The 22,468-nt window shown below is 65.8% G+C and carries 23 protein-coding genes and 1 tRNA gene; 11 read left to right on the forward strand and 13 right to left on the reverse strand.

The annotated features are described in order from the left end of the window. Positions 1-94: 94 nt before the first annotated feature. Positions 95-1,906: a B12-binding domain-containing radical SAM protein gene (locus ACP15H_RS13815; RefSeq protein WP_425066757.1), complete on the forward strand. Its 1,812-nt coding sequence runs from the start codon at positions 95-97 to the stop codon at positions 1,904-1,906. A gap of 61 nt (positions 1,907-1,967) precedes the next feature. Here ACP15H_RS13815 and ACP15H_RS13820 read toward each other — a convergent pair whose 3' ends face one another. Then, positions 1,968-2,846: a TauD/TfdA dioxygenase family protein gene (locus ACP15H_RS13820; RefSeq protein WP_425066758.1), complete on the reverse strand. Its 879-nt coding sequence runs from the start codon at positions 2,844-2,846 to the stop codon at positions 1,968-1,970. 103 nt (positions 2,847-2,949) lie between these two features. Here ACP15H_RS13820 and ACP15H_RS13825 point away from each other — a divergent pair, with 103 nt between their 5' ends. Next, the gene (locus ACP15H_RS13825; protein ID WP_425066759.1) at positions 2,950-3,732 is read left to right on the forward strand and encodes an NAD kinase; all 783 of its coding nucleotides are present in this window, start codon (positions 2,950-2,952) and stop codon (positions 3,730-3,732) included. Further along, complete coding sequence (locus ACP15H_RS13830; RefSeq protein WP_425066760.1) at positions 3,729-4,820, forward strand: AbrB family transcriptional regulator; 1,092 nt, start codon at positions 3,729-3,731, stop codon at positions 4,818-4,820. The genes ACP15H_RS13825 and ACP15H_RS13830 overlap by 4 nt, the downstream gene beginning before the upstream one ends. Positions 4,821-4,957: 137 nt before the next feature. Here ACP15H_RS13830 and ACP15H_RS13835 read toward each other — a convergent pair whose 3' ends face one another. Then, positions 4,958-5,779: an SDR family NAD(P)-dependent oxidoreductase gene (locus ACP15H_RS13835; protein ID WP_425066761.1), complete on the reverse strand. Its 822-nt coding sequence runs from the start codon at positions 5,777-5,779 to the stop codon at positions 4,958-4,960. Between the two features lie 129 nt (positions 5,780-5,908). On the opposite strand from ACP15H_RS13835, the gene ACP15H_RS13840 reads away from it, so the two are divergent. Further along, positions 5,909-6,361, forward strand: a complete 453-nt coding sequence (locus tag ACP15H_RS13840) for a nucleoside deaminase (protein WP_425066762.1) — start codon at positions 5,909-5,911, stop codon at positions 6,359-6,361. On the opposite strand, the gene ACP15H_RS13845 is transcribed toward ACP15H_RS13840, so the two are convergent. Next, positions 6,343-6,753 (reverse strand): DUF1801 domain-containing protein, encoded by a 411-nt coding sequence (locus tag ACP15H_RS13845; protein ID WP_425066763.1) that lies wholly within the window; start codon positions 6,751-6,753, stop codon positions 6,343-6,345. The genes ACP15H_RS13840 and ACP15H_RS13845 overlap by 19 nt on opposite strands. Before the next feature lie 95 nt (positions 6,754-6,848). Here ACP15H_RS13845 and ACP15H_RS13850 point away from each other — a divergent pair, with 95 nt between their 5' ends. The 3 genes from ACP15H_RS13850 (at position 6,849) to ACP15H_RS13860 (ending at position 9,644) form a co-directional block, all read left to right on the forward strand. After that, positions 6,849-7,808, forward strand: coding sequence for a Bug family tripartite tricarboxylate transporter substrate binding protein (locus tag ACP15H_RS13850; protein WP_425066764.1), 960 nt, complete (start codon positions 6,849-6,851; stop codon positions 7,806-7,808). Between the two features lie 118 nt (positions 7,809-7,926). Continuing rightward, complete coding sequence (locus ACP15H_RS13855) at positions 7,927-8,787, forward strand: hypothetical protein (protein ID WP_425066765.1); 861 nt, start codon at positions 7,927-7,929, stop codon at positions 8,785-8,787. Further along, the gene (locus ACP15H_RS13860) at positions 8,784-9,644 is read left to right on the forward strand and encodes a hypothetical protein (protein WP_425066766.1); all 861 of its coding nucleotides are present in this window, start codon (positions 8,784-8,786) and stop codon (positions 9,642-9,644) included. Before ACP15H_RS13855 ends, ACP15H_RS13860 begins: the two co-directional genes overlap by 4 nt. Before the next feature lie 72 nt (positions 9,645-9,716). On the opposite strand, the gene ACP15H_RS13865 is transcribed toward ACP15H_RS13860, so the two are convergent. The 4 genes from ACP15H_RS13865 to ACP15H_RS13880 form a co-directional block, all read right to left on the reverse strand. Next, positions 9,717-11,099: an MFS transporter gene (locus ACP15H_RS13865; protein ID WP_425066767.1), complete on the reverse strand. Its 1,383-nt coding sequence runs from the start codon at positions 11,097-11,099 to the stop codon at positions 9,717-9,719. Between the two features lie 93 nt (positions 11,100-11,192). Further along, positions 11,193-11,852, reverse strand: coding sequence for a dienelactone hydrolase family protein (locus ACP15H_RS13870; RefSeq protein WP_425066768.1), 660 nt, complete (start codon positions 11,850-11,852; stop codon positions 11,193-11,195). A gap of 83 nt (positions 11,853-11,935) precedes the next feature. Continuing rightward, positions 11,936-12,316 (reverse strand): endonuclease domain-containing protein, encoded by a 381-nt coding sequence (locus ACP15H_RS13875; RefSeq protein WP_425066769.1) that lies wholly within the window; start codon positions 12,314-12,316, stop codon positions 11,936-11,938. 53 nt (positions 12,317-12,369) lie between these two features. Beyond that, positions 12,370-13,890: an AMP-binding protein gene (locus tag ACP15H_RS13880; protein ID WP_425066770.1), complete on the reverse strand. Its 1,521-nt coding sequence runs from the start codon at positions 13,888-13,890 to the stop codon at positions 12,370-12,372. Positions 13,891-13,951: 61 nt separating this feature from the next. On the opposite strand from ACP15H_RS13880, the gene ACP15H_RS13885 reads away from it, so the two are divergent. Both ACP15H_RS13885 and ACP15H_RS13890 read left to right on the forward strand, forming a co-directional pair. Further along, complete coding sequence (locus ACP15H_RS13885) at positions 13,952-15,097, forward strand: NAD(P)/FAD-dependent oxidoreductase (RefSeq protein WP_425066771.1); 1,146 nt, start codon at positions 13,952-13,954, stop codon at positions 15,095-15,097. Between the two features lie 45 nt (positions 15,098-15,142). Continuing rightward, positions 15,143-15,231 (forward strand) — tRNA-Leu (locus ACP15H_RS13890). Between the two features lie 10 nt (positions 15,232-15,241). Here the strand turns inward: ACP15H_RS13890 and ACP15H_RS13895 are convergent. The 6 genes from ACP15H_RS13895 to ACP15H_RS13920 all read right to left on the reverse strand — a co-directional run bounded on the left by ACP15H_RS13895 (position 15,242) and on the right by ACP15H_RS13920 (position 21,416). Further along, the gene (locus ACP15H_RS13895) at positions 15,242-15,454 is read right to left on the reverse strand and encodes a hypothetical protein (protein WP_425066772.1); all 213 of its coding nucleotides are present in this window, start codon (positions 15,452-15,454) and stop codon (positions 15,242-15,244) included. 229 nt (positions 15,455-15,683) lie between these two features. Continuing rightward, positions 15,684-16,688, reverse strand: a complete 1,005-nt coding sequence (locus tag ACP15H_RS13900; protein WP_425066773.1) for an ABC transporter ATP-binding protein — start codon at positions 16,686-16,688, stop codon at positions 15,684-15,686. Positions 16,689-16,699: 11 nt separating this feature from the next. Continuing rightward, a complete protein-coding gene (locus tag ACP15H_RS13905) occupies positions 16,700-17,611 on the reverse strand; it encodes an ABC transporter ATP-binding protein (RefSeq protein WP_425069901.1) in 912 nt (303 codons plus the stop codon). A gap of 72 nt (positions 17,612-17,683) precedes the next feature. Next, positions 17,684-18,637, reverse strand: coding sequence for an ABC transporter permease (locus ACP15H_RS13910; protein ID WP_425066774.1), 954 nt, complete (start codon positions 18,635-18,637; stop codon positions 17,684-17,686). Beyond that, complete coding sequence (locus tag ACP15H_RS13915) at positions 18,603-19,565, reverse strand: ABC transporter permease (RefSeq protein ID WP_425066775.1); 963 nt, start codon at positions 19,563-19,565, stop codon at positions 18,603-18,605. The genes ACP15H_RS13910 and ACP15H_RS13915 overlap by 35 nt, the downstream gene beginning before the upstream one ends. 60 nt (positions 19,566-19,625) lie before the next feature. Next, entirely contained in the window at positions 19,626-21,416 is a 1,791-nt protein-coding gene (locus ACP15H_RS13920; protein WP_425066776.1) for a peptide ABC transporter substrate-binding protein, read from the reverse strand. A gap of 129 nt (positions 21,417-21,545) precedes the next feature. On the opposite strand from ACP15H_RS13920, the gene ACP15H_RS13925 reads away from it, so the two are divergent. Both ACP15H_RS13925 and ACP15H_RS13930 read left to right on the forward strand, forming a co-directional pair. Next, the gene (locus tag ACP15H_RS13925) at positions 21,546-21,863 is read left to right on the forward strand and encodes a DMT family transporter (protein ID WP_425066777.1); all 318 of its coding nucleotides are present in this window, start codon (positions 21,546-21,548) and stop codon (positions 21,861-21,863) included. A 16-nt stretch (positions 21,864-21,879) separates the two neighbouring features. After that, positions 21,880-22,467 (forward strand): NUDIX hydrolase, encoded by a 588-nt coding sequence (locus tag ACP15H_RS13930; protein ID WP_425066778.1) that lies wholly within the window; start codon positions 21,880-21,882, stop codon positions 22,465-22,467. Position 22,468 lies beyond the last annotated feature (1 nt).

Genomic DNA, 22,468 nt, shown 5'->3' on the forward strand with positions numbered 1-22,468 from the left:
CGTTGGGGACCGGCTCAGAGCATTGTGACAATGAATGCCGTCAAGCGGTAATTGGCTGGAACCGCGTGCGGGTAATGTCTTGGAGAAATCCGCTATGGGCGGTGCAGTGAAGCGTACGAAGTTTCATCTCATTCTGATCAAGCCCACTCATTACGATGATGACGGCTACCCGATCACCTGGCTTCGGTCCCACATCCCCTCGAACACGCTCGCCGCCCTTTACGGGCTTGGCGAGGATTGCCGTGCGCGGCAGGTGCTCGGGCCGGACGTGGACATCGTCATTCACCCGATCGACGAGACCAACACGCGCGTCAGGCCGGACCGGCTCATGGCCCAGATCGAGCGCAGCGGCGGCAAGGGCCTGATCTGCCTCGTCGGCGTCCAGACCAACCAGTATCCCCACGCGGTCGATCTCGCCCGCAAGTTCCTGAAGGGCCGCTTCCCGGTGGCCATCGGTGGCTTCCACGTGTCGGGCTGCCTGTCGATGCTGCCGGTGATCCCGCCGGAGATCCAGGAAGCCATGGACATGGGCGTCTCGATCTTCGCCGGAGAGGCCGAGGAAGGCCGCTTCGACATCGTGATGCGCGACGCGATGAACGGCACCATGAAGCCGCTCTACAACTATATGGACGATCTGCCGGGTCTCGAGGGCGCTCCCACCCCGCACCTGCCGCCGTCGGCGCTGGCGCGCAACGAAGGCGGCATGTCGAGCTTCGACCTCGGCCGCGGCTGCCCGTTCCAGTGCTCGTTCTGCACCATCATCAACGTCCAGGGCCGCAAGAGCCGCTTCCGCACGGCCGACGACCTCGAAGCGATCATTCGCGAGAACTACAAGCAGGGCATCACGTCGTTCTTCATCACCGACGACAACATGGCCCGCAACAAGCACTGGGAGGATTTTTTCGACCGGCTCATCGAGCTGAAGGAGAACGAGGGAATCCAGCTGTCCCTCATCATCCAGGTCGACACCCAGTGCCATCGCATCCCGAACTTCATCCATAAGGCACGCTGGGCCGGCGTCTATCGTGTCTTCATCGGCCTCGAGAACGTCAACCCGGACAATCTGCTGGCCGCCAAGAAGCGCCAGAACAAGATCACCGAGTACCGCAAGATGCTGCAGGCGTGGCACACCAGCGGCGCCTCGACCTGGGCCGGCTACATTCTCGGGTTCCCCGGCGACACGCGCGCCTCGATCCTGCGCGACATGGAGATCATCAAGAAAGAGCTGCCGCTCGACATCCTCGAGCTGTTCATGCTCACGCCGCTGCCCGGCTCCGAGGATCACCAGACCCTGTGGAAGCAGGGTGTGTGGATGGACCCCGACCTCAACAAGTACGACGTCCATCATCGCTGCGTGCATCATCCGAAGATGAGCGACGCGGAGTTCGAGCAGGTCTATCGCGAAGCCTGGAAGTCCTACTACACGCCCGAGCACATCGAGACGGTGGCCCGCCGGCATGGCGCGATCCCGGGCCGTGATCCGGCCGAGCCGGCGCGCTTCATGACCATGTTCAAGATCATGTTCGAGGCCGAGGGCGTGCATCCGCTGGAAGGCGGCGCGGTGCGTATGAAGTACCGCCTTGACCGCCGCCATGGCATGCCGATCGAGCCGATCGGCGTGTTCCACTACAAGGTGGCGGCGGATTTCTGGCGCAAGCTCAAGATCTACGCGCGCCTCACGCTGCAGGGCATCGCCATCGGCCGCAAGGTCAAGAACGACCCGAAGCGCCTCGAATACACCGACCTCGCGCTGCAGCCTGTGGTCGACGACGACATGGACAAGCTGTCGCTGTTCGCCGAGACGGCGGGCGGCGGCGCGGCCGTCAACAAGCGTCGCGGCGAGGACCTCGCCCGCGCCAAGGTCGTGGCCCAGCAGAACCAGCAGCGTCTGGCCGCCGCGGAATAGCGCCGCGCCTCGAACTGGCGGCGCGGGCTCTACGCCGGGCCGCCAGTCTCCCTCGAAGTCTCTAGTGAACGACGGGCGGCGTGACTTCGCCGAGCCCGTCCGCGTCGGTGGCCGAGATCGTCGTGCGCACCATCGAGCGCTCGCGCGTGTAGTCCCACGGGCGACCGCGGTGGAGCATGGCGCGGTTGTCCCACATCACCGCATCGCCCTGGCGCCATTTATGGCTGTAGACGAACTCCGGCCGCGTCGCCTCGTCGAGCAGCTGCGAGAGCAGCTGGCGCGCGTCGCGGTCGTCCATGCCGTCGATCGCATAGGCGTGGCTCGCGACGTAGAGCGCGCGGCGGTCGTTGACCGGGTTGCGCCAGTTCAGCCGCCAGCGCACCGGCGGCAGCGCCTTGCGCTCCTCGGCATTGGCGAGGTCGGGATGGATCTGGTCGCGGCTGTTGGCGTAGGAGTGCGTGGCCACCGAGTGCTTCAGCCGCTCCTGCATGTCCGCCGGCAGCCGCTCCCAGGCGAGCCGCGTCGAGGTGTATTCGGTCTCGCCGCCCTCGCCCGGCAGCACGCGCGCGGTCAGCACCGAGGCGAGTGCCGGCGTCTTCTTGAAGGACGAGTCGGTGTGCCACAGCGCATTGGCCTTGGCGACCAGCACCTGGCGGTGATCGGGCGGCACGATCTCGCCCTGCTGGCCGACATTGGTCAGGCGCGAATAGAAGCTGTTCTCGCCGAGCGACGCTGCCTTGGTGAGCTCCAGCGGCCCGAAGGCGCGGCTGTAGGCGACCTGGACGTCGTCGGCGATCTGCTGGTCTCGGAACACAAGGAGTGAATGTGTCTCGAAGGCCTCGCGGACGGCCTTGTAGGCCTGGGCATCGGTCGCGACGTCGAGCAGGGACACGCCCTTCACTTCGACGCCGAAGCCATCGGCCAGTGGGACCAGTTCCATCGCGTTCCTCCTCGCAGTTTCTTTTGTGACCGGGAATTTATCGCACCGGCGCGGCGGGCGGCTATAGTGCGATTCCTGCACCCGAGGCATTGCTGTATCCCGTATGGCCGTCCAGTCCCCGCCCGCTCCCCGCCTCGCCTTCGTCTGCGCCAGCACCGCCACGGCCCGCGAGGCCAAGGCCCGCCTCGAGAAGATTTATGGTGCAGCCACCACCGCCGAGGCCGACGTCATCGTCGCGCTGGGCGGCGACGGGCTGATGCTGCAGACACTCCACCGCAACATGCGGCGGCTCAAGCCGATCTACGGCATGAACCTCGGCACGGTCGGCTTCCTGCTCAACACTTTCAAGGAAACCAACCTGTTGAAGCGCCTCAAGAAGGCTCGCCAGGTGACGCTGACGCCGCTGCGCATGGTGGCCACCAACACCCGCGGCAAAGTCTCGGAAGTCCTCGCCATCAACGAAGTATCGCTGCTGCGCTCGAGCCGCCAGACCGCGCGCATCGAGGTGGCGGTCGACGGCCAGAAGCGCCTGCCGGAGCTGCATTGCGACGGCGTGCTGGTGGCGACGCCCGCCGGCTCGACCGCCTACAATCTCTCGGCCCACGGACCGATCCTGCCGCTGGGGGCCGGCCTGCTGGCGCTGACGCCGATCAACGCCTTCCGGCCGCGGCGTTGGCGCGGCGCGCTGCTGCCGCGCACCTCCAGGGTCGAATTCACGATCCTCGATCCCAGGAAGCGTCCCGTCGCGGCGGCGGCCGATTCGGTCGAGATCCCCAACGTCGCCCATGTCGCCGTGACCGAGGCCAGCGACACCAAGCTCACCCTGCTGTTCGACCCCGAGCACGATCTCGAGGAACGGATCCTGAAGGAGCAGTTCGCTCCTTGAGTGGGAAGGACCTATCTTTCAAGCCCGAGAAGAAGAGGATCATCGGCCACGAAGGGTGGCAGCCTCTCGCGCTGGCGCTCGTCATCGGCACGGTGGGCGGCTTCGTCTTCAACTGGCTGCGCATGCCGCTCGCCTGGATGCTGGGCGCCTGCGTCTTCTCCACCGTCGCCGCCTTCCTCGGCCTGCGCGTGGGCATGCGGGTGCGGCTGCGCCAGGGCATGATCATCATCCTGGGTGTCCTGCTCGGGTCGGGCTTTACGCCCGAACTGCTGCAGCGGCTGGGCGAATGGGCCGTCAGCCTGTGCGTGCTGACAGGCATGACCATGACCGGCGCCACGCTCTGCTACGCCTGGCTGCGACGCGTCACCGATTGGGACAAGGTCACCTGTTACTTCGCCGCCATGCCGGGCGGCTTGAACGACATGACCATCATGGGCGGCGCGATGGGTGGCGACGAGCGCTCGATCGCGCTCGCGCATGCGCTGCGGATCCTGACCGTGGTCCTCACCATCCCCATCTGGTACCGGCTGGTGAACGGTGCGCAGACCAGCGTTCTGACCATGGTCCACGGCCCCACGGGCAACGACTGGAAGGACTATGCCGTCCTGATCGCCTGCGGCGTGATCGGCGCGGTGCTCGGCCGCCTGCTGCGCCTGCCCGCCAGCTTCATGATGGGACCGATGATCGTGAGCGCCATCGCCCATCTGGGCGGTCTCACCAACTCCCAGCCGCCGGGCTTCCTGGTGGCGGCAGCCCAGGTCGTGGTCGGCACCGGCATCGGCTGCCGCTTCGTCGGCGCCAACTTCGACAAGCTGCACAAGGAGATGGCGGCCTCGATCGGCGCCGCCTTCATCCTGATCGCCTGCGCGGTGGGCTTCGCCGAGATCACCCACGCGCTGACCGGCCTCAACCTCGACGCCACCGTCCTGAGCTACGCCCCCGGCGGCTTTGCCGAGATGAGCCTGATCGGCCTGGCACTGGGCATCGAAATCGCGATGGTGGCGACCCACCATCTCTTCCGGCTGTTCCTGATCATCATCACCGGACCGATCGTCTTCCGCACGATCCTGAGGCGCGCCCGCCGCTGACCGGGCAGCCTCTGCCGGAGCCCTTGTCGTCGCGGTATCTGGATACCTTTTCGGCAAACCGCCCGAGTCATTTCGTTCGTTGCGTTTATTTCGTTTATTTCGAATATTCTCCTCGATTTCCTCGAAAGGCAGGCATTTTAAGCCCGCACCGTGATGCCGCCGTCGACCACCAGCAGGTGGCCGTTCACATAGGCCGACTGGTCCGACGCGAGGAACAGCGCCGCGTTTGCGGTGTCCCAGCCGGTGCCCATCTTGCCGGTCGGCGAGGCATGGTCGCGAATGGCGATCATCTTCTCGTAGGCCTGGTTATGGTCCTTCTCGCTCTTCGCATACTGCTCGGCCAGGAAGTCGATCATCGGCGTGTGCATGAGCCCGGGCAGGATTGCGTTGCAGCGGATGCCCTTCTCCGCATACTGCGAGGCGATCGCCATGGTGAGCGAGTTCACCGCGCCCTTGCTGGCATTGTAGGCGAGATAGGAAATCCCCTTGGGACTGCGGATCGAGGCGATCGAACTCACGTTCACGATCGCGCCCTTGCCCTGCGCCTCCATGATCGGCAGCACGTGCTTGGCCGTGAGGAAGAAGCTCTTCACGTTGACGTCGAACACGCGATGCCACTCGTCCTCGCTCAACTCGACCGGCCCGCCCTGCGAGCCGATGCCGACATTGTTGTCGAGGATGTCGACGCGGCCCCACTTCGCCATGCAGGCGTCGACCATCGCCTTCACGTCGGCATTGTTCGAGGCGTTGGCCTCGTAGGCGACGGCGAAGCCGGGACCGACCTCCTTCTCGATCAGCCCCGCCGTCTCCTCGGCCGCAGAACGCTTCAGGTCGACGCAGAACACTTTGGCGCCTTCACGCGCGAAGGTGATCGCCGTGCACTTGCCGTTGCCCCAGCCCGGCCCGCTCGAGCCCGCCCCGACGACGATCGCCACCCTGTCCTTCAACTTGCCGCTCATGCCGCTTCGCTCCCGCTTCGTCTTCCTCTCCCGTCTTCTGGGGACGGAAGGATTGAGATCGAGCCTAGCACGAAGGGCCGGCTTGGAATCAGGGTGACGATGCGACACGCCCCGTCCATGATCGTGGCCATGGACACGAACCATCACGAGACGATGATGCGGCAGGCCCTCGAACTCGCCGCCGTCGCGGACAAGGAAGGCGACATGGGCGTTGGCGCCGTGATCGTGCGGGAGGGCAAGATCGTCGGCCGCGGACGCAACCGCATCCACACGGCCAACTCGCTGGTCCATGCGGAGACCGACGCCATTTCCGATGCATGCCGCACGCTCGGCACGGACGACTTGTCGGGCACGACGCTCTACACCACGGTAGAGCCTTGCCCGATGTGCGCCGGCGCCTTGTTGAACGCCAAGGTCGGCCACTGGGTGCTGGGCCTGCGCTTCAAGACTGTGGGACGCAACTTCGGCCGCTACTCCGTCGAAACGTTTGCCGAGTTCGTGGGCGCCGACATCAAATTCACGACCGGCATCCTCGAGGAGGAATGCCTCTCGCTGCGTAGCCGCTACTTCGCGCGCAAGTGATGGGTGAACGCGAGGGCCAGGCAGTGCCTTAGCTCACCCAAGGGCAACCGGTCGTCGAACCCGAACTTGATAGCCCGCTTGCCGTCATACGCAAAGGTGTCCGGATAGAGCTCGCGGAACTGGCCGATCAAGCCGCTCTGGCAATGGAAGAAGACGGCGTAGCCGCCGCTCTCGCCCTTCAACCGGTCGATGCGCACGGTGGTTCCGCTGCCCGTCTCTTCGGTGAGATAGCTTGGCTGGCCCCATTTCAGTGTCTCCGTCAGCACGCCCACGCCGTCGGTCGTGGCTGCCACATCGAAGATGGTCCGGCGCAGCGCCATCAGCCGGGCACGCACATCCCGCGGATAGGCTTTGAACGTTGCAGCCACCCGGGGATCGCCAAACCGTTTCATGGAAGGAGCCTAGCACGAAGCCGCCGGGCCGGGCTGGCGAGCCGGGCGCCCGCGTGGGAAGCTTCTTCAAACAAGAATGAATCGGAGGAGCGTCCATGCGTCGTCGTGCGTTCACCGCCTCGGCCTTTGCAACCGCGCTCGCGTCTCCCGCGATCGCTCAGGCGCCATGGCCTGCCAAGCCGCTCCGCCTCGTTATTCCCTATCCGCCCGGCGGCCCGTCGGACGTTTCGAGCCGCATCGTCATGGAGCGTGCCGCCCAGCTCCTGGGCCAGGGCGTGCTGTTCGACAACAAGGCCGGCGCCTCGGGCATGATCGGGGCGGAGTTCGTGAAGAACCAGCCAGTCGACCACCACACGTTCCTCACGACGACGACGGCGATGGTCTGCATCACGCGGCACCTGCAGGCGATCCCCTTCGACCCCGACCGCGACATCGTCCCGGTCTCGCGCATGTCGACCTCATGGGGCGCCTTCGCCGTCCATCCGTCGGTGCCGGCCAACACGGTCGCGGAGTTCGTGGCCTATGCGAAGGCCAATCCGGGCAAGCTCAACTACGGCTCGGCCGGGCTGGCCACGATCACCCACCTGTTCGGCGAGATGCTCTGCCTCGAAGCCGGCATCCGGATGACGCACGTTCCCTATCGCGGCAGCGCACCCGCGACCAATGCGCTGCTGGCCGGCGAGATCCAGGCGCAGTTCGACCAGACCACCCTGCCGCACATCAAGGCGGGCAAGCTGCGGGCGCTGGCGATGCTGGCCGAAGTGCGCCACCCGGATTTCCCCGATGTCCCGACCCTGCAGGAGACGGGGTACGGCAAGGAAGGCGGCGATTCCTGGTTCGGCATCCTCGCCCCTGCCGGCACCTCGCCCGAGGCGATCGTGCGCCTCGACCAGGCGATTGCCGAAGCTCTCCGCGCGCCCGACATCGTCGCCAAGGTCCACAATGGCGGCATGCGCGTGACCTATCTCGGTCCGGAGGACTTCAAGGCCCGCATCGGCGTCGAGAGCGGCCTGTTCGGCGCCATCATCAAGAAGGGCGACATCAAGCTGCCCTGAGGATCGTGATGGCACGAAGCCACGGGCCATCGGCAACTACGTCGAAGGCGATTGAATTCCTCGCTGGCCTTCAACTCGCCCTCGCGCGGGGCGGTCAGCGCAGTGCATAATCGACGGCATGAGCACGCTTCGATCCCTCCTGCCGAGATTGGCGCTACTTGGTAAGTCGGCGGCAGCGGCCGTTCTTCTGACCGGCACCGCTGCCGATGGGTTCGCCCAGACCTCGGTTGCTCTGTCGCCCCCTCTGCCGCCAAAGGACGTGTTCCAGCAACTCGAGCACTTCCCTGACCCGCTCACGCGGCCCGAACAGGTCCCTGTCGGCACCGTTGCCGTCGTCGACCTCACGAAAATCGTGCTGAAGCGCAAAGGGGAGCCGGACTGGACTCGGAACTACGTCACGCTCGCGGCCGTGCAGTACAAGAACATCGGCGGCGTTCCGTTCGGTGCCTATCTGTTGACCTTCTGCCCACCCGATTTTCGGCGCAGCGAAGCCATGACCTACCGACGCCGAATCGCCGAAGTGCTTGGCAAGATCGACGCGTCGCTCATTCCGGTCAGTGACCGTCCCCGCCAAAGGCAGATACTCCAGGCTTCCGACGAGATGTTTGCAAAGATCGAAACCGGCGTGGACGTGCCCCACGACGAGATCGAGGCATTCGCGCGGCGCATGGGGCCACTCGTCCGCGCCAACTTCGACGCCATGGCAATTGAACTCAAGCCGTCACTCGACGCTGCCACGGCCGAGATGCGCGGCGTTCTCAAGGCCGGTGAATGGGATCAACTGCGGATCGTCATCGGCAGCCACGACGGCGTTCTTTATGCTGCCCAGGAGAGATATGCCTACTTCAAGCGGCTTCTTGGTCCGGGAAGTGAAGACCGCGTCTCCTTCGTCTCGCGAGGCGGGTCTGCGTCTGTTTTCAGACAGAGCCCGGCGTCCCGCGCCTTCTTCGGCACAGTGAACGTCGGCGACGAACCATGACAAGCGTCGGTGGCCCCCGCGTAGCAATCCTGCTCGCTCTGGGTTGCCTGCTGTCGAGCTGCAGCACCCAGCCTCCAACCGGCAGCATAGCAGCAGCGACGACCGGACCTGAGACGTTCGAAGAACTGGATGGATCGCTTGGCGTCACCTTTGATCGCGTCAGATCCGGACCAGGCGACACAGTCGCTCCGCTGGCCACGGTCGACGGTCAGGCGCTCAGCTTGTCACGCGGCTCAGGCTTCTGGCAGCACAGATTCGATGCGAAGCTCTTTGAACAGTATGCGCTGCTGAGGCAGGTGCCCTTGGTGGCATTCCAGCTCGCGTCATCACAGAGCGACAACAAGCAGAACGCCGCGAGCTACGCCTCCAGAGTGCGAGCGGCCCTCGATGCGCTGGATACTTCTGTCATTCCGGTCGCCCAACTACCTGACCAGCGCACCGTCCTTCAGTTGTCGCTCGACATGCTCGACCGCATTGCGACGGGCACGCAGACCTCCCCTGCCGAAGTCGATGCCTTCGTCCAGCGCACGCGGCCAGCCCTGACGCGCAACTTCGACGCGGAGATTGCGGCCACGATTGCCGCACTGGCCGCTGGCGTCGGAGACATGCGCTCCGTGATGAGGCCCGGCGAATGGGAGCGCGTCTACATCGCCGTAGAGGGCGATCGTTCTCCGCAATTGGCACGGGCCAGATATGAGTATCTCGCCCGCGTGCTCGGCCAAGCGGCCAAGGGCAAGCGTCTTTTCATGCTTCCCTACGCGTACGGCCGTCATGGCGTGACGTTCCTGCGTTCGCTGATGATCGAAGACGATCTCTCGCGTGTCTTCTTCCAGCGCCCCTACGGGAATCGCATCTGACTGGCGCTTGCGCGTCAGGAAAGTTTGGTCGGCCTCGGCAGGGAGAAGATTGCCCGGCCGAAAGCCGACCGATCACCTCTTTTTCGCCTTGAGCGACTGCGCGGACCAGACGCCCGGCCAGAGGAGCGACAGCAGCAGCACGGCCAGAAGGCCGCCGCCCGCCGCCACGAAGGCGAAGCGGTAGCCGGCGAGGAAGCCGGCTGCGCCCATGAAACCCTGCGCGCCATGAGCCTGCAGCGCGGTCAGCACCGAGGCGCCGGCCACGATGCCGATGGTGCGGGTCAGCAGCGACAGGCTGCCCGCGACGCCACGGTCGCGGGCCGGCAGGGTGGCCGTGACGATGTCGGTATAGGCGACCGTCAGCAGGCCCTGCCCGACGCCTTCGAGAACCAGCAGCGCCGCCACGGCGAGCACCGGCGTGTCGATGCCGGTGAAGCCCAGGGGCAGCAGCCCGAGGCCCACGCAGGCAATGCCGGCAAAGACCGTCGGCCGCTGGCCGATGCGGCTGACCAGGAAAGCCGAGAGCGGCGCGCCGGTCAGGCTGCCGCCATAGGCCATGGCCAACACGATGCCCACGCCCAGGGGCGTCAGCTTCAGCACATTCACCAGGTAGTAGGGTGTCAGCAGCAGGATCGCGAAGCCCGCCAGGTTGGCCAGCGCATTGAGCACGTTGGGGATCGTGAAGCGTGGATCGGCGAAGAGCGACGGCCGGATGATCGGCTCCGGCACCCGGTTGGCGCGGCGGACATAGGCCACGATCAGCCCCAGCGCGACGATGGCCATCGCCAGCGCCCATGGCCCCGGGATCTCCTTGCGCTGCGAGAAGGTGAGCGCCAGGAGAAGCGTGCTCATGCAGGCGGCCAGCAGCACCGCCCCCGGCGCATCGAAAGGGCGCGAATCGGGCTTGGGCGAGGGCAGCAGCCCGGACAGAGCGAGGGTGACGAGGGCGAGCGGCACGCGCACCCAATAGACGGCGGGCCAGCCCCAGAGTTCGACCAGCATGCCGCCGAGGAACGGGCCGACGGCGGCCGCAATGGCCATGGTGCTGGCGAAGCCTGCCAGCGCCTTGGTGCGGTCGCTCTCGGGAAACAGCGAGGTGGCGAGCGCGGGCGTGCAGGCCAGGGCCAGCGCCGTGCCGATCCCCTGCCCCCCGCGCGCCCACAGGAAGAGAGGCCAGTCCGGCGCCGCCGCACAGGCCGCGCAGCCGAGGGCGGAGATCGCAAGGCCGATGCGGAAGATCAGCCGGTGCCCGAACAGATCGCCCAGCTTGCCGCAGACAAGCATGAGCGAGCCGTAGACCAGCACGTAGCAGATCACCAGCCACTGCACGTCGCCCAACGGCACCTTGAAATGGGCAGTGATCGCCGGCAGCGCCACGTTGACGGCGATGTCGAGCGGGGCGAGCGACGCGCCCAGTCCGACGATGGCGATGCCGAAGCCCGCACGGATCGTCATGGGAACGCGCGACTCCCGTTGCGCTCATGATTCATGAGAAGAGCGCCACTTCAGAGCGGAGGCCCCTCCGCTCGCAGTGGCGTGGCCCCATGATCAGAGGTTCTTCTTCAGGAATTCGAGCATCCTCTCCCACGCCGCGTTGGCCGACTTCACGTCATAGGCCTCGCTGCGCTCGTTGGAGAAGGCATGCGCGGCGTCGTAGCGGAAGATCTCGGGACTGTGGCCGGCGCCCTTCATCGTCTTCTCAAGCGCATCGACGGCCGCCGGCGTGCACCAGTCGTCCTTGTTGGCGAAGTGGCCCTGCAGCGGCACCGTGATCTTGGCCGGGTCGGCGAGCTGGCCCGGCGGGATACCGTAGAAGGGCACGCCGCAGGAAATGCCGCCCACGCGGGCGCAGGCCGCAATGGTGAGCGCGCCGCCCATGCAGAAGCCCATCACGCCGACCTTGCCACCGAGACCGGCGAGATGCTTCACGGCACCGGCAATGTCCTGGTCGGCGGCGCCGACGAAGTCGAGGCCGCTCATCATGTGGTTGGCCTCGTCCGGCTTCTGGGTCACGCGGCCCTTGTAGAGGTCCGGCGCCAGCGCGTTGTAGCCCTGGCGTGCGAAGCGATCGGCGACGCCGCAGATCTGGTCGTTGAGACCCCACCATTCCTGGATCACGACGATCCCCGGCCGGCCCTTGCCAGCCTCGGCCAGGTAGCCCTTGCAGGTCGATCCGTCGGGACGGTTGAAGTCGATCAGACTGCCCATGTCATTGTCCTCCTGAATGTCTTTGCCGCCCAAAGATGCGTCGCCTCGACCAACATGACAACATTCCTCATTCCGTAATCATTTCATGTTCCTCTCCCGCTTGGGGGAGAGGCTAGGTGAGGGGCGCTTGCCAAAAGAGCTTGTTCGATCTCCGCCCATATACCTTCCCGATTCTCGACGACTTGATTTGCCCAGAACCGCAGTACACGCCATCCGTCCCGTTCCATCGCCGCCGTACGTCGATTATCGGCGTCAATTTGGAAAGCATGATGATCGCCATCGATTTCGATAACGATCTTAAGCGATATGCAGGCGAAGTCGGCAAAGTACAGACCGATGGGATGCTGCCGCCTGAATTTGAAGCCATGCAGGCGACGCCCTCGAAGAAGCTCCCAACAGATTCGCTCCGCGCGGCTGCCATCGCGGCGTAGCTCTCGGGCTCGCGCAGTCGCTTCGTCCTGCATTCCCCCTCACCTAACCTCTCCCCCAAGGGGGAGAGGAACATGAAACCGATGATTCAGAGCAGCTTCCGCAGCTCCGTCTTCAGGATCTTGCCGTAGTTGTTCTTCGGCAGCGCCTCGATGAACCGGTAGTCCTTGGGGCGCTTGAAGCGCGCGATGTTGTCGAGGCAGAGCTGGTCGAGCTCGGCGGCCGAGAGGCTCTCGCCAGCACGGGCGACGACGAAGGCCACGACCTCCTCGCCCCATTCGGGGTGCGGGCGGCCAACCACCGAGCATTCGGCGACGCCGGCATGGAGGTTCAGGACATCCTCGATCTCGCGCGGGTAGATGTTGGAGCCGCCGGAGATGATCATGTCCTTGGAGCGGTCCTTGAGCGTCAGCAGCCCCTCCTCGTCGAAGGCGCCGACATCGCCGGTCCACAGCCAGCCGTCGCGCAGCGAGCGCGCCGTGGCCTCCGGATTGTTCCAGTAGCCCGCCATCACGGGATCGCCCTTGCAGATGATCTCGCCGACCTCGCCCACGGGAAGCGGGCGCCCGGTCTCATCGACGATCCGAACCTCCATGCAGCTATCGGCGCGGCCGGCCGAGGCCAGGCGCTGCTCCCAGCGCGGATGGAGGCGGTCCCAGTGATACTCGCGGCCGAGATGCGTGATGGTCATCGGGCTCTCGCCCTGGCCGTAGAGCTGCGCCAGCTTGTTGCCCAGCACGTCGAGCGCGCGCTTCAGATCGGAGACATACATCGGCGCGCCGCCATAGGTGATCAGCCGCAGCGCATCCGGCTTCAGCTCCGACACGCTGCCATGCTCGATCAGCCGCTTCACCATGGTGGGCGCGAGGAAGATCGAGCATTCGGGCCAGCGGTTCATCAGCTCGACGGTCTCGGGCACCTCGTACTTGCCGCTCTCGGGGAAGACCTGCACCGAGCCGCGCGCCAGCATCGGGAAGTTCCACAGGCCCGAGCCATGGCTGATGGGCGCGGCATGCACGATCGAGCCACCCGGCGGCGGGCGGTCGACGTCGGCGAAGTAATTGAGCGTCATTGCCAGCAGATTGCGGTGCGTCAGCATGGCGCCCTTGGGCCGTCCGGTGGTGCCGGACGTATAGAACAGCCAGGCCAGGTCGGTGGGCTGGGCATCGGCGATCGGGCTCGGATCGCCCACCGCCATGAAGCTGTAGGAGCGTGTCGTGACGTCGACGATCTCCTTCAGCGCCGGCGCCTCTTTCGCAGCCTCGGCGATCGTGCCCGCGAGGTCGGGCGTCACGAAACAGAGCCTCGCGCCCGAATTCTCCAGGATGAACGCGAATTCCCTGGCATGCAGCTTGGCGTTCATCGGCACCGCGCAGAGGCCGGCGTGCCAGATCGCGTACATGACCTCGATCGATTCGACGCAGTTGGCCATGGCGAAGGCCACCCGGTCGCCGCGCACGAGGCCAAAGCGCCCGGTGAGATGCGTGCTCATCACCGAGACCTTGCGCCACAGCTCACGATAATTCAGGTGCGGCGACGTCCCGCGGGCCAGCGCAGGCTGGTCGCGGAACTCCTGCGCGGAGCCCAGCAGCAGATGGGCGATGTTCATGGGCGTCGTTTCCTCGCGCCAACTATTGCAGGCGTGGCATCGACCTTGCAATGTGCCGCCCATGCAGGATTTCGATTTCGCCATTGTCGGCGCCGGCATTGCCGGCGTCTCCGTCGCCTATCACCTCGCGCCCCATGCGAAAGTGATCATCCTCGAGCGGGAGAACGTGCCCGCCTATCACACGACGGGCCGCTCGGCAGCGCTGCACTCCGAGACCTACGGCAGTGCCCAGATCCGCGCCATCACCGTGGCGTCGGGCCGCTTCTACCGCAATCCGCCGCCGGGCTTCTCCGATCATGCGCTGCTGACGCCCCGCGGCGCCCTGGTCGCGGGCCATGCCGGACAGGAAGCCGAGGTAAAGGCCGCCGCTGCCGACTATGCGCAGCTCGTGCCCTCGGTGCGCTGGCTGGAGCCGGAAGAGGTGTTGCGCCGCCACCCCCTCCTCCGGCCCGAAGCGGCCGGCGGCGGCGCGGTTTTCGAGCCCGAGGCCGACGACATGGACGTTGCCTCGATCCATGGCGGCTTCCTCAAGGGCGCGCGCGCCGCAGGCGCCGTGCTGCAGCTCAATGCCGAGGTCACGGGCCTCAGCCGCCAGGATGGGCTGTGGACCCTGGTGCTGCGCGACGGCGAGACAATTCGCGCGGCCAATATCATCGATGCGGCCGGCGCCTGGGCCGACGTGCTGGGCGGCCTCGCCGGCTGCGTGCCGATCGGGCTGGTGCCGAAGCGGCGCACCGCCTTCACCTTCGACCCGCCGCAGGGCCTCGACCTTGGGCCGCTGCCGATGCTGATCGACTTCGACGAGAGCTTCTACTTCAAGCCCGAGGTCGGGCAGTTCCTGGGCTCGCTGGCCGACGAGACGCCGTCGCCGCCGTGCGACGCCCAGCCCGAGGAGATCGACGTCGCCACGGCCGTCGACCGCATCGAGACGGCGAGCACGCTGCAGATCCGCCGCATCAAGAACAAGTGGGCCGGCCTGCGCTCCTTCGTGCACGACAAGAACCTGGTCGCAGGCTACGACCCGAAGATCGAGGGCTTCTTCTGGCTGGCGGGCCAGGGCGGCTACGGCATCCAGACCGGCTACGCCGCCGGCCAGCTCGCCGCCGCTTTGGCACTGGGCAAGCCCCTGCCCGCCGAAGTCGCCGACCTCGGCGTCACGGAAGCCTCGCTGTCGCCCGCGCGCTTCACCGTACCCGACGACTCCTGAACGGGATGACACGGGAATCGACCCTGACTATGGTCGCCCCCGTGTGCCCCCGTGGCGGAATTGGTAGACGCCAGCGACTTAAAATCGCTTGATCCGTAAGGGTCGTGCCGGTTCGAGTCCGGCCGGGGGCACCAGAGATGCGTACTAAGCGTTTGCCTTCGGGGTTCCCCGCAAGCTTGCCAAGCGAGCGGCATCGCGACTTGAGGCGAACGCTGCGATCCGGATCGATTCGGCCATGATCGCCGCCTTCTTCTTCCCGTTCGAGTAGAAGGCGTTCTTCAGATAGGTGAGTTGCTCGTCCAGCTGCTTGCTCTTGACCGGGTCGCCCGCCGCGACGGTCGCAATGACGATCTTCATGATCTGAAACAGCGCTTCCTCATTCTCGGTGAGGATCGCACTCGCGGCCTTCTTGCTGTCCTCTGACATGGGAGCCTCGCCTGTTGGGGGCGAACTTCTAGCCGTCGTCCCCTGGAGGGTCCAGAGACCTGCGCCCACAGTCGGCAAAGATGATTGCCGGGGGCGCATCACTCCAGTGGCGCGATCTTCCTCAAGCATGGCGCGCCACCGGAGTGGCGCGCCCCCGGCGCTAGTCCCGGTAGTGACAGGCCGCCCAGTGACCCGGGCGCTTCTCTTCGAGCACCGGTGCGCGCTGGCTGCAGTCGGGGCGCGCGATCGGGCAGCGGGTGTGGAAGTGGCAGCCCGAGGGCGGGCGGATCGGGTTCGGCACGTCGCCCTGCAGCATGATGCGCTTTCGCTTCACCGTCGGATCGGGGATCGGCACGGCTGATAGCAGCGCTTCCGAATAGGGATGGATCGGCGTGTCGTAGAGCTCGGCCGCCGGCGCGATCTCGACCACCCGGCCGAGATACATCACCGCGATGCGCGTCGAGATATGCTCCACCACGCTGAGATCGTGGGCGATGAACAGGTAGGTGAGGCCGAACTGCTCCTGAAGGTCCTCCAGCAGATTGATGACCTGCGCCTGGATCGACACGTCGAGCGCGGAGACCGGCTCGTCGCAGATCAGCAGCTTGGGCTCGACGGCGAGCGCGCGGGCGATGCCGATGCGCTGGCGCTGGCCGCCCGAGAATTCGTGCGGGAAGCGCCGCATGTGGTCGGGCCGCAGCCCCACCGTCTCGAGGAGCTGTACGACACGGTCCTCGTGCGCCTGCCGGGATGGCGCGAGCTTGTGGATGGTCAGCGCCTCGCCGATGATCGCGCCGATCGTGAGGCGCGGGTTCAGCGACGCGTAGGGATCCTGGAAGATGATCTGCATGTCGCGCCGCAGCGACTGCAGTTTATCCGGGCCCATCTTCGTGACGTCGGTGCCCTCGAACCAGACCTCGCCCGAACTCGGCTCGATCAGGCGCAGGATGCAGCGGCCGGTCGTCGATTTGCCGCAGCCCGATTCGCCCACCAGGCCCAGCGTCTCGCCGGGCGCGATGTCGAAGCTCACGCCATCGACGGCATGCACCTTGTCGATGACGCGCGAGAGGATGCCGCCGCGAATGGCGAAATGCTTGCGCAGGTCGCGCACCGACAGGAGCGGTTCTGCGGCGTCGGGCGCCGGCACGGCGGCGGGAGCCGTCATGGAGGAGTTGCTCACAGCACGCACCGCACGAAATGGCCCGCCCCGACTTCCTTGAGCGGAGGGATGCCCTGGTTGCAGATATCCATCGCGAACTTGCAGCGCGCGGCGAAGCGGCAGCCCGGCGGCGGTTCGAGCATGTTGGGCACGGTACCGGCGATCGCTTCCAGCCGCTGCTTCTTCTCGGCCGAGCGGTCGACGCGCGGGATCGAGCGGATCAGGCCCTGCGTATAGGGATGGCGCGGATTGCCGAACAGCGCCTCGACCGGCGCCTCCTCGACCACCAGGCCGGCATACATGACCGTCACCCTCTGGCAGGTCTCGGCGACCACGCCCATCGCGTGGGTGATCAGCATGATCGCCATGCCGAAGCGATCCTTCATCTCCTGCATCAGCTCCAGGATCTGCGCCTGGATGGTGACGTCGAGCGCCGTGGTCGGCTCGTCGGCGATCAGCAGCTTGGGCTGGCAGGAGAGCGCCATGGCGATCATGACGCGCTGGCGCATGCCGCCGGAGAACTGGTGCGGATAGTCGTGCACGCGGCGCTGCGGATTGGGGATGTTGACCAGCCGCAGCATCTCGGCGGCGGCGACCAGCGCCTGCTTGCGCGACAGCTTCTGGTGCAGCTCGATGACCTCGGCGATCTGGTCTCCCACCGTGTAGACCGGATTGAGCGACGTCATCGGCTCCTGGAAGATGATCGCGATCTCCTTGGCGCGGATCGAGTTCATCTCCGAGGCTTCGAGCGGGATCAGATCCCTGCCCTTCCACAGGATCTGGCCGGCCTCGAAGCGGCCCGGCGGCATGTCGATCAGCTTCAGCACCGAGCGCGCGGTGACGGTCTTGCCGCAGCCCGATTCGCCCACGACGCCCAGCGTTTCGCCACTGTCGATGTGCAGGTCGACGCCGTCGACGGCACGCACCATGCCGTCCTCGGTCTTGAACCAGGTCTTCAGTCCGCGAATGTCGAGCAGGGGTTCGGCCACGCTACACCAGCCTTAGAGAACACGTCGCGGATCGAGCGCGTCGCGCAGCCCGTCGCCGATGAAGTTGATGGCCAGCACGGTGATGAAGATCAGCGAGCCGGGGAACAGCGCCCAGTGCGGCGCGATATCGAGATAGTCCTTGGCGTCGCGCAGCACGCTGCCCCAGGTCGGGACGTCGGACGGGAAGCCGAGGCCGAGGAACGACAGCGTCGATTCGGCGATGATGGCGGCGGCAATGTCGATGGTCGCGACCACGATCACCGGGCCCAGCGCATTGGGCAGGATGTGCTGCGTCACCTGGCGCAGCCGCGAGGCGCCGAGCGCCCGGGCGGCCTCGACGAATTCCTTTTCGCGCAAGGAGAGGAACTGCGCGCGCACCAGCCGCGCCGCCGACATCCAGCGCGTGCCTCCGATGACGGCCACGATCAGCACGAAGGCCCCGCCCTCGACTCCCAGCACGCCTTTCACCGGTTCGCGGAACAGGTAGATCACCAGCAGGAGCAGCGGCAGCTGCGGCAGCGACAGGAACAGGTCGGTGACCCACATCAGCGCCGCATCGACCCGTCCGCTCGCCATGCCGGCGACGGAACCGACCAGCAACCCGAAGAAGATGGCCACGACCATCGCCGCGACGCCGACCGCGATGGAGATGCGGCCGCCGTAGATCAGGCGGGCCAGCAGGTCCTGTCCCAGATCGTCGGTGCCCAGCGGATGGTTCCAGGAAGGTCCCTGCAGCTTGGCGGCAAAGTCGATCTCGTTGATCGGCACGCGCCAGATGAACGGCCCGAGCAGCACGGCGAACAGGATCACCGCGAGCGCGATGGCCGAGAACAGCGCCATCCTGTGGCGCCGGAAACGCCGCCAGGCCTCCTGCCAGGGCGAGAAGTTCTGCCGCTTGGCCGCGGCAGCGGTCCCCGCCGTTGCGGGCGCGTCAGCGGTAAGCGATGCGGGGGTCGAGCCAGCCATAAAGGATATCTGCAATGAGGTTGAAGATGACGACCAGGCAGGCCGAGACGAAGGTGACTCCCATGACGACCGGCGTGTCGTTGGAGAGCATCGAGGTGATCAGCAGCGAGCCGATGCCGGGGACGCGGAAGATCTGCTCGGTGACGACCGCGCCGCTGAACACGATGGGCATCTGCAGCGCGACCAGCGTCACCACCGGGATCAGGGCGTTGCGCACCACGTGCCGGGTGATGACCTTGCGTTCGCCGATGCCCTTGGACCGCGCCGTGGTGACATAGTCGAGACGGATCACGTCGAGCACCGAGGACCGCACGAAGCGCACCAGTGCCGCGCCCTGGAAGAGGCCCAGCACCGTCACCGGCATGATCGACTGCTTGATGTGCTCCCAGTAGAATTCCCAGCCCGTCGCGCTGATATCAGCGCGGTAGACGAAGGGCAGCCAGTCGAGCTGGATCGAGAACACCAGGATCAGCACCAGGCCGGTGAAGAAGGTCGGCAGCGAGAAGCCGATGAAGGCGAAGGTGTTGGCGATCTGGTCGAACAGCGAATAGGGCCGGGTCGCGGCCAGCACGCCGACCGGGATGGCGACGGCGATGGCCAGGATCTGCGAGGCGCCGATGACCACCAGCGTCACGGGCAGGCGCTGCATGATCAGCGTGCTCACGTCCATGCGGCTGACGAAGGAGAAGCCCCAGTCGCCCTGCATCAGGGCGGTGAGCCAGTGCCAGTAACGCATCCACACCGGGTCATCGAGGCCGAACTTGGCGCGCAGCGCGGCGCGAACCTCCGGCGGTACGGCCGGATTGGTTGCGAGTTCATCGAAGGGATCTCCCGGCGCCAGGGCCAGGAGGCTGAAGAGCACGATGCTGATCCCGAGCAGACTCGGGATCATGATCAGGAGCTTCCGGATTACGTACTGCCTGCTCACGCGATGGACCTGCAAATAAGAAAGCCCTCCCCGCGAGTCACGGGGAGGGCGTTTTCGGACCTAGGCGTCCTTGAACCAGTCGCTGAGATCGGAGGTATTGTTGTCCCAGCCGCTGATCTGGCAGTTGAGCTTCGAAGCCTGCGCCGACACCGTCGGGCGTTGCACGATGCCCATCAGGATGTGGTTCTGGACGGCGAGGTCGTTCATCTTGATGAACGCCGCGGCGCGCTTGACCGGATCGAGCTCCACTTCGGTCTCGCGGTAGAGCTTGTCGGCCTCGGGGCTCTGCCAGCGCGTGATGTTGCGACCCTGCCACTTGTTTTCCTTGGTGGCGGCTTCCCAGGAAACGAGCTGGAGCATGTGCGTGCCCGGATCGGGCTGGCCCACGGTCGTCGTGTACATCTCGAGGTCGGCGTAGAACTTCGTGTAGGTGTCCGGGTTGGCCACGTCGGACGAGAAGAACACCGACGCCGTCACCGACTTCAGCTCGATGTCGATGCCGGCCTTCTGGGCCGCCTGCTTGATGATCGCCTGCGTCTTCTGGCGCGGCTGGTTGATCGAGGTCTGGTAGACGAACTTGAGTTTCTTGCCGTCCTTGGCGCGGATGCCGTCCGCGCCCTTCTTCCAGCCGGCTTTCTCGAGGACCTCGTTCGCCTTGTCGATATTGAACTCGATCGGGTTGTTCTTGGAATCGAAGCGCGGCGGACCATAGAGGTAGTTGCGCGTCGCCGGACCGGTACGGCCGTAGATGTGATCCTGGATCGACTTGTTGTCGACCAGCAGCGCGATCGCCTTGCGCACCTCGGGATCGCTCAAGGTCGGATGCTTGGTCTTCAGGCTCGCCCGCTCGCCGTCGACTTCCGTCCACGGATCGGTCGTGTTCATGAGGAAGAACTCGATGTTGCCACCCGGCGTGATCGAGACCCTGCCCTTGCCGCCCTTTTCCAGACGCGTGAGGATTTCGTCCTCGACCTGCAGATTCCAGGCAAAGTCGAATTCGCCGGTCTGCAGCACCGCGCGCGCCGCCGACACGGCGTCGCCGCCGCCCTTCATCTCGACCGAGTCGAAATACGGCTTGTTGGCCTGATGGTAGTTCGGGTTGGCGACGCCCGTCACCAGATCGCCCGGCTTGAAGTCCTTGAACATGTAGGGGCCGGTGCCGACCGGCTTCAGGTTCGTGGGAGCGTCACGCGACTTGGCGCCGATGAAGTCGGCGAACAGGTGCTTGGGAATCAGCATGCCGCGTGTGCCGACGAAGGCATCGGCCCAGAACGGCGTCGGCTTCTTGAAGGTCACCTTGACGGTGTACTGGTCGACCTTCTCGACCATGACATCCTGGTAGGACGCAATCGTGTAGGCGGCCGTCGCCGGGTCCTTGGCATATTCCCAGTTGAACACGACGTCGTCGGCCGTGAACGGCTTGCCGTCATGCCAGGTGACGCCCTGCTTCAACTTCCACGTCACGGAGGTGCCGTCGGCGGAAAGGCCGCCATTCTCCTTGGTCGGGATCTCGGCCGCGAGCTTGGGCTTGAGGTTGCCCTCGCCGTCCCACGCCGCCAGCGGCTCATAGAAAAGGCGCGAACCGTCCTGGTCCTTGGTGCCGACCGCGAAATGCGGGTTGAGCAGGGTCGGACCCTGCCACCACAGGAGCTTGAGGGGGCCGCCGCCGCCGCGCTTGGTCGGCTTGTAGGTCGACGCGGGCTGCGCCATCGCCACGCCCGACGACAGCAGAATCTGGCCGGCCGCCGGCGCACCGATGCCCACGGCCATCATCGCCTGCACGAAACCACGTCGCGAGAGCTTGCCGGCCTTCACCTTGCCGATGAGGCCACGCAGTTCACGTTCCTTCATTTCCACACTCCCAAGATCTATGCCCTTCCCGGTGCCGCCCTCGCTATTCTGCAAGATGCGTGCAATCCTTGATCGTTACAGGCTGTAACGTTGCCGTCAATGACAGCACTTGCTGTGGGGAGACACTGAATGGCTTGGATTTCTCTTTTCCTGGCGGGACTCTGCGAAATCGGCTGGCCCGTGGGGCTGAAACTCGGCTGGACGGACCAGGGCGTCCGGCCGGGGTGGCTGCTTTTCGCCGCCGTTGCCATCGTGGTGAGCGGCGCGCTGCTTATGTGGGCACAACGCACCATCCCGATGGGCACCGCCTACGCAATCTGGACGGGCATCGGCGCGGTCGGCGCGTTCGTCGTCGGCATCCTGGCCTTCGGCGATGCCGCCTCGACGATCCGCATCGTCTCGATCGCGCTCATCGTGGCCGGCATCGTCGGCCTCAAACTCGCGTGAAGGGTGCGCGTTTCCGATGAAAACCAAGATCGCGCCGTGGAAGGTGCTCGAGTCCAAGTACAATTATCGCGACCGCTGGCTGGCGCTGCGTTCCGACACGGTCGAACTGCCCAATGGCCGCGTGCTCACGCCCTTCCACGTCATCGAGCAGCCCGACTGGGTCACCGCCGTCGCGATCACACACGACGGCAGGATCGTCCTCGTCGAAGAGTATCGGCACGGCGCGAGGCAGGCCTTGATCGAACTGCCGAGCGGCATCCATGACGGGCCGGGTGAGCCGCTCGACCAGATGAAGCGCGAACTGCTGGAAGAGACCGGGTACGCGAGCGAGGAATGGCACCCGCTCGGCGTCTTCTTCGCCAATGCGGGGCGGCTCAGAAATCTCGTGCACTGTTTCCTGGCCCTCGACGCCCGCAAGGTGGCCGAGCCGGCGGCCGACGACAGCGAGGACATCGTGAACCACGAGGTGCCGCTTGCCCGCTTCCTCGAGGAGCTGCGCGACGGACGCCTCACCTTCCACGGCTTTCAGGGTGGCGCGATGTGGCTTCTCCACACCTACGCCCGCAAGACCCGCGACGAACGGCTGGCGGCGCTGCTCGATTGAG

This window comes from Reyranella sp., assembly GCF_965249915.1.
GTDB lineage: Bacteria > Pseudomonadota > Alphaproteobacteria > Reyranellales > Reyranellaceae > Reyranella.

Coding starts and splice junctions, on each gene's coding strand:
- ACP15H_RS13895 (WP_425066772.1), bottom strand. CDS start 15,454: ATGAAGATCGTCATTGCGACCGTCGCGGCGGGCGACCCGGTCAAGAGC.
- ACP15H_RS13850 (WP_425066764.1), top strand. CDS start 6,849: ATGCGTCGTCGTGCGTTCACCGCCTCGGCCTTTGCAACCGCGCTCGCG.
- ACP15H_RS13825 (WP_425066759.1), top strand. CDS start 2,950: ATGGCCGTCCAGTCCCCGCCCGCTCCCCGCCTCGCCTTCGTCTGCGCC.
- ACP15H_RS13920 (WP_425066776.1), bottom strand. CDS start 21,416: ATGAAGGAACGTGAACTGCGTGGCCTCATCGGCAAGGTGAAGGCCGGC.
- ACP15H_RS13870 (WP_425066768.1), bottom strand. CDS start 11,852: ATGGGCAGTCTGATCGACTTCAACCGTCCCGACGGATCGACCTGCAAG.
- ACP15H_RS13905 (WP_425069901.1), bottom strand. CDS start 17,611: ATGGTGCGTGCCGTCGACGGCGTCGACCTGCACATCGACAGTGGCGAA.
- ACP15H_RS13820 (WP_425066758.1), bottom strand. CDS start 2,846: ATGGAACTGGTCCCACTGGCCGATGGCTTCGGCGTCGAAGTGAAGGGC.
- ACP15H_RS13930 (WP_425066778.1), top strand. CDS start 21,880: ATGAAAACCAAGATCGCGCCGTGGAAGGTGCTCGAGTCCAAGTACAAT.
- ACP15H_RS13875 (WP_425066769.1), bottom strand. CDS start 12,316: ATGCAGGACGAAGCGACTGCGCGAGCCCGAGAGCTACGCCGCGATGGC.
- ACP15H_RS13855 (WP_425066765.1), top strand. CDS start 7,927: ATGAGCACGCTTCGATCCCTCCTGCCGAGATTGGCGCTACTTGGTAAG.
- ACP15H_RS13880 (WP_425066770.1), bottom strand. CDS start 13,890: ATGAACATCGCCCATCTGCTGCTGGGCTCCGCGCAGGAGTTCCGCGAC.
- ACP15H_RS13900 (WP_425066773.1), bottom strand. CDS start 16,688: ATGACGGCTCCCGCCGCCGTGCCGGCGCCCGACGCCGCAGAACCGCTC.
- ACP15H_RS13815 (WP_425066757.1), top strand. CDS start 95: ATGGGCGGTGCAGTGAAGCGTACGAAGTTTCATCTCATTCTGATCAAG.
- ACP15H_RS13845 (WP_425066763.1), bottom strand. CDS start 6,753: ATGAAACGGTTTGGCGATCCCCGGGTGGCTGCAACGTTCAAAGCCTAT.
- ACP15H_RS13865 (WP_425066767.1), bottom strand. CDS start 11,099: ATGACGATCCGTGCGGGCTTCGGCATCGCCATCGTCGGACTGGGCGCG.
- ACP15H_RS13835 (WP_425066761.1), bottom strand. CDS start 5,779: ATGAGCGGCAAGTTGAAGGACAGGGTGGCGATCGTCGTCGGGGCGGGC.
- ACP15H_RS13910 (WP_425066774.1), bottom strand. CDS start 18,637: ATGGCTGGCTCGACCCCCGCATCGCTTACCGCTGACGCGCCCGCAACG.
- ACP15H_RS13860 (WP_425066766.1), top strand. CDS start 8,784: ATGACAAGCGTCGGTGGCCCCCGCGTAGCAATCCTGCTCGCTCTGGGT.
- ACP15H_RS13925 (WP_425066777.1), top strand. CDS start 21,546: ATGGCTTGGATTTCTCTTTTCCTGGCGGGACTCTGCGAAATCGGCTGG.
- ACP15H_RS13840 (WP_425066762.1), top strand. CDS start 5,909: ATGGACACGAACCATCACGAGACGATGATGCGGCAGGCCCTCGAACTC.
- ACP15H_RS13885 (WP_425066771.1), top strand. CDS start 13,952: ATGCAGGATTTCGATTTCGCCATTGTCGGCGCCGGCATTGCCGGCGTC.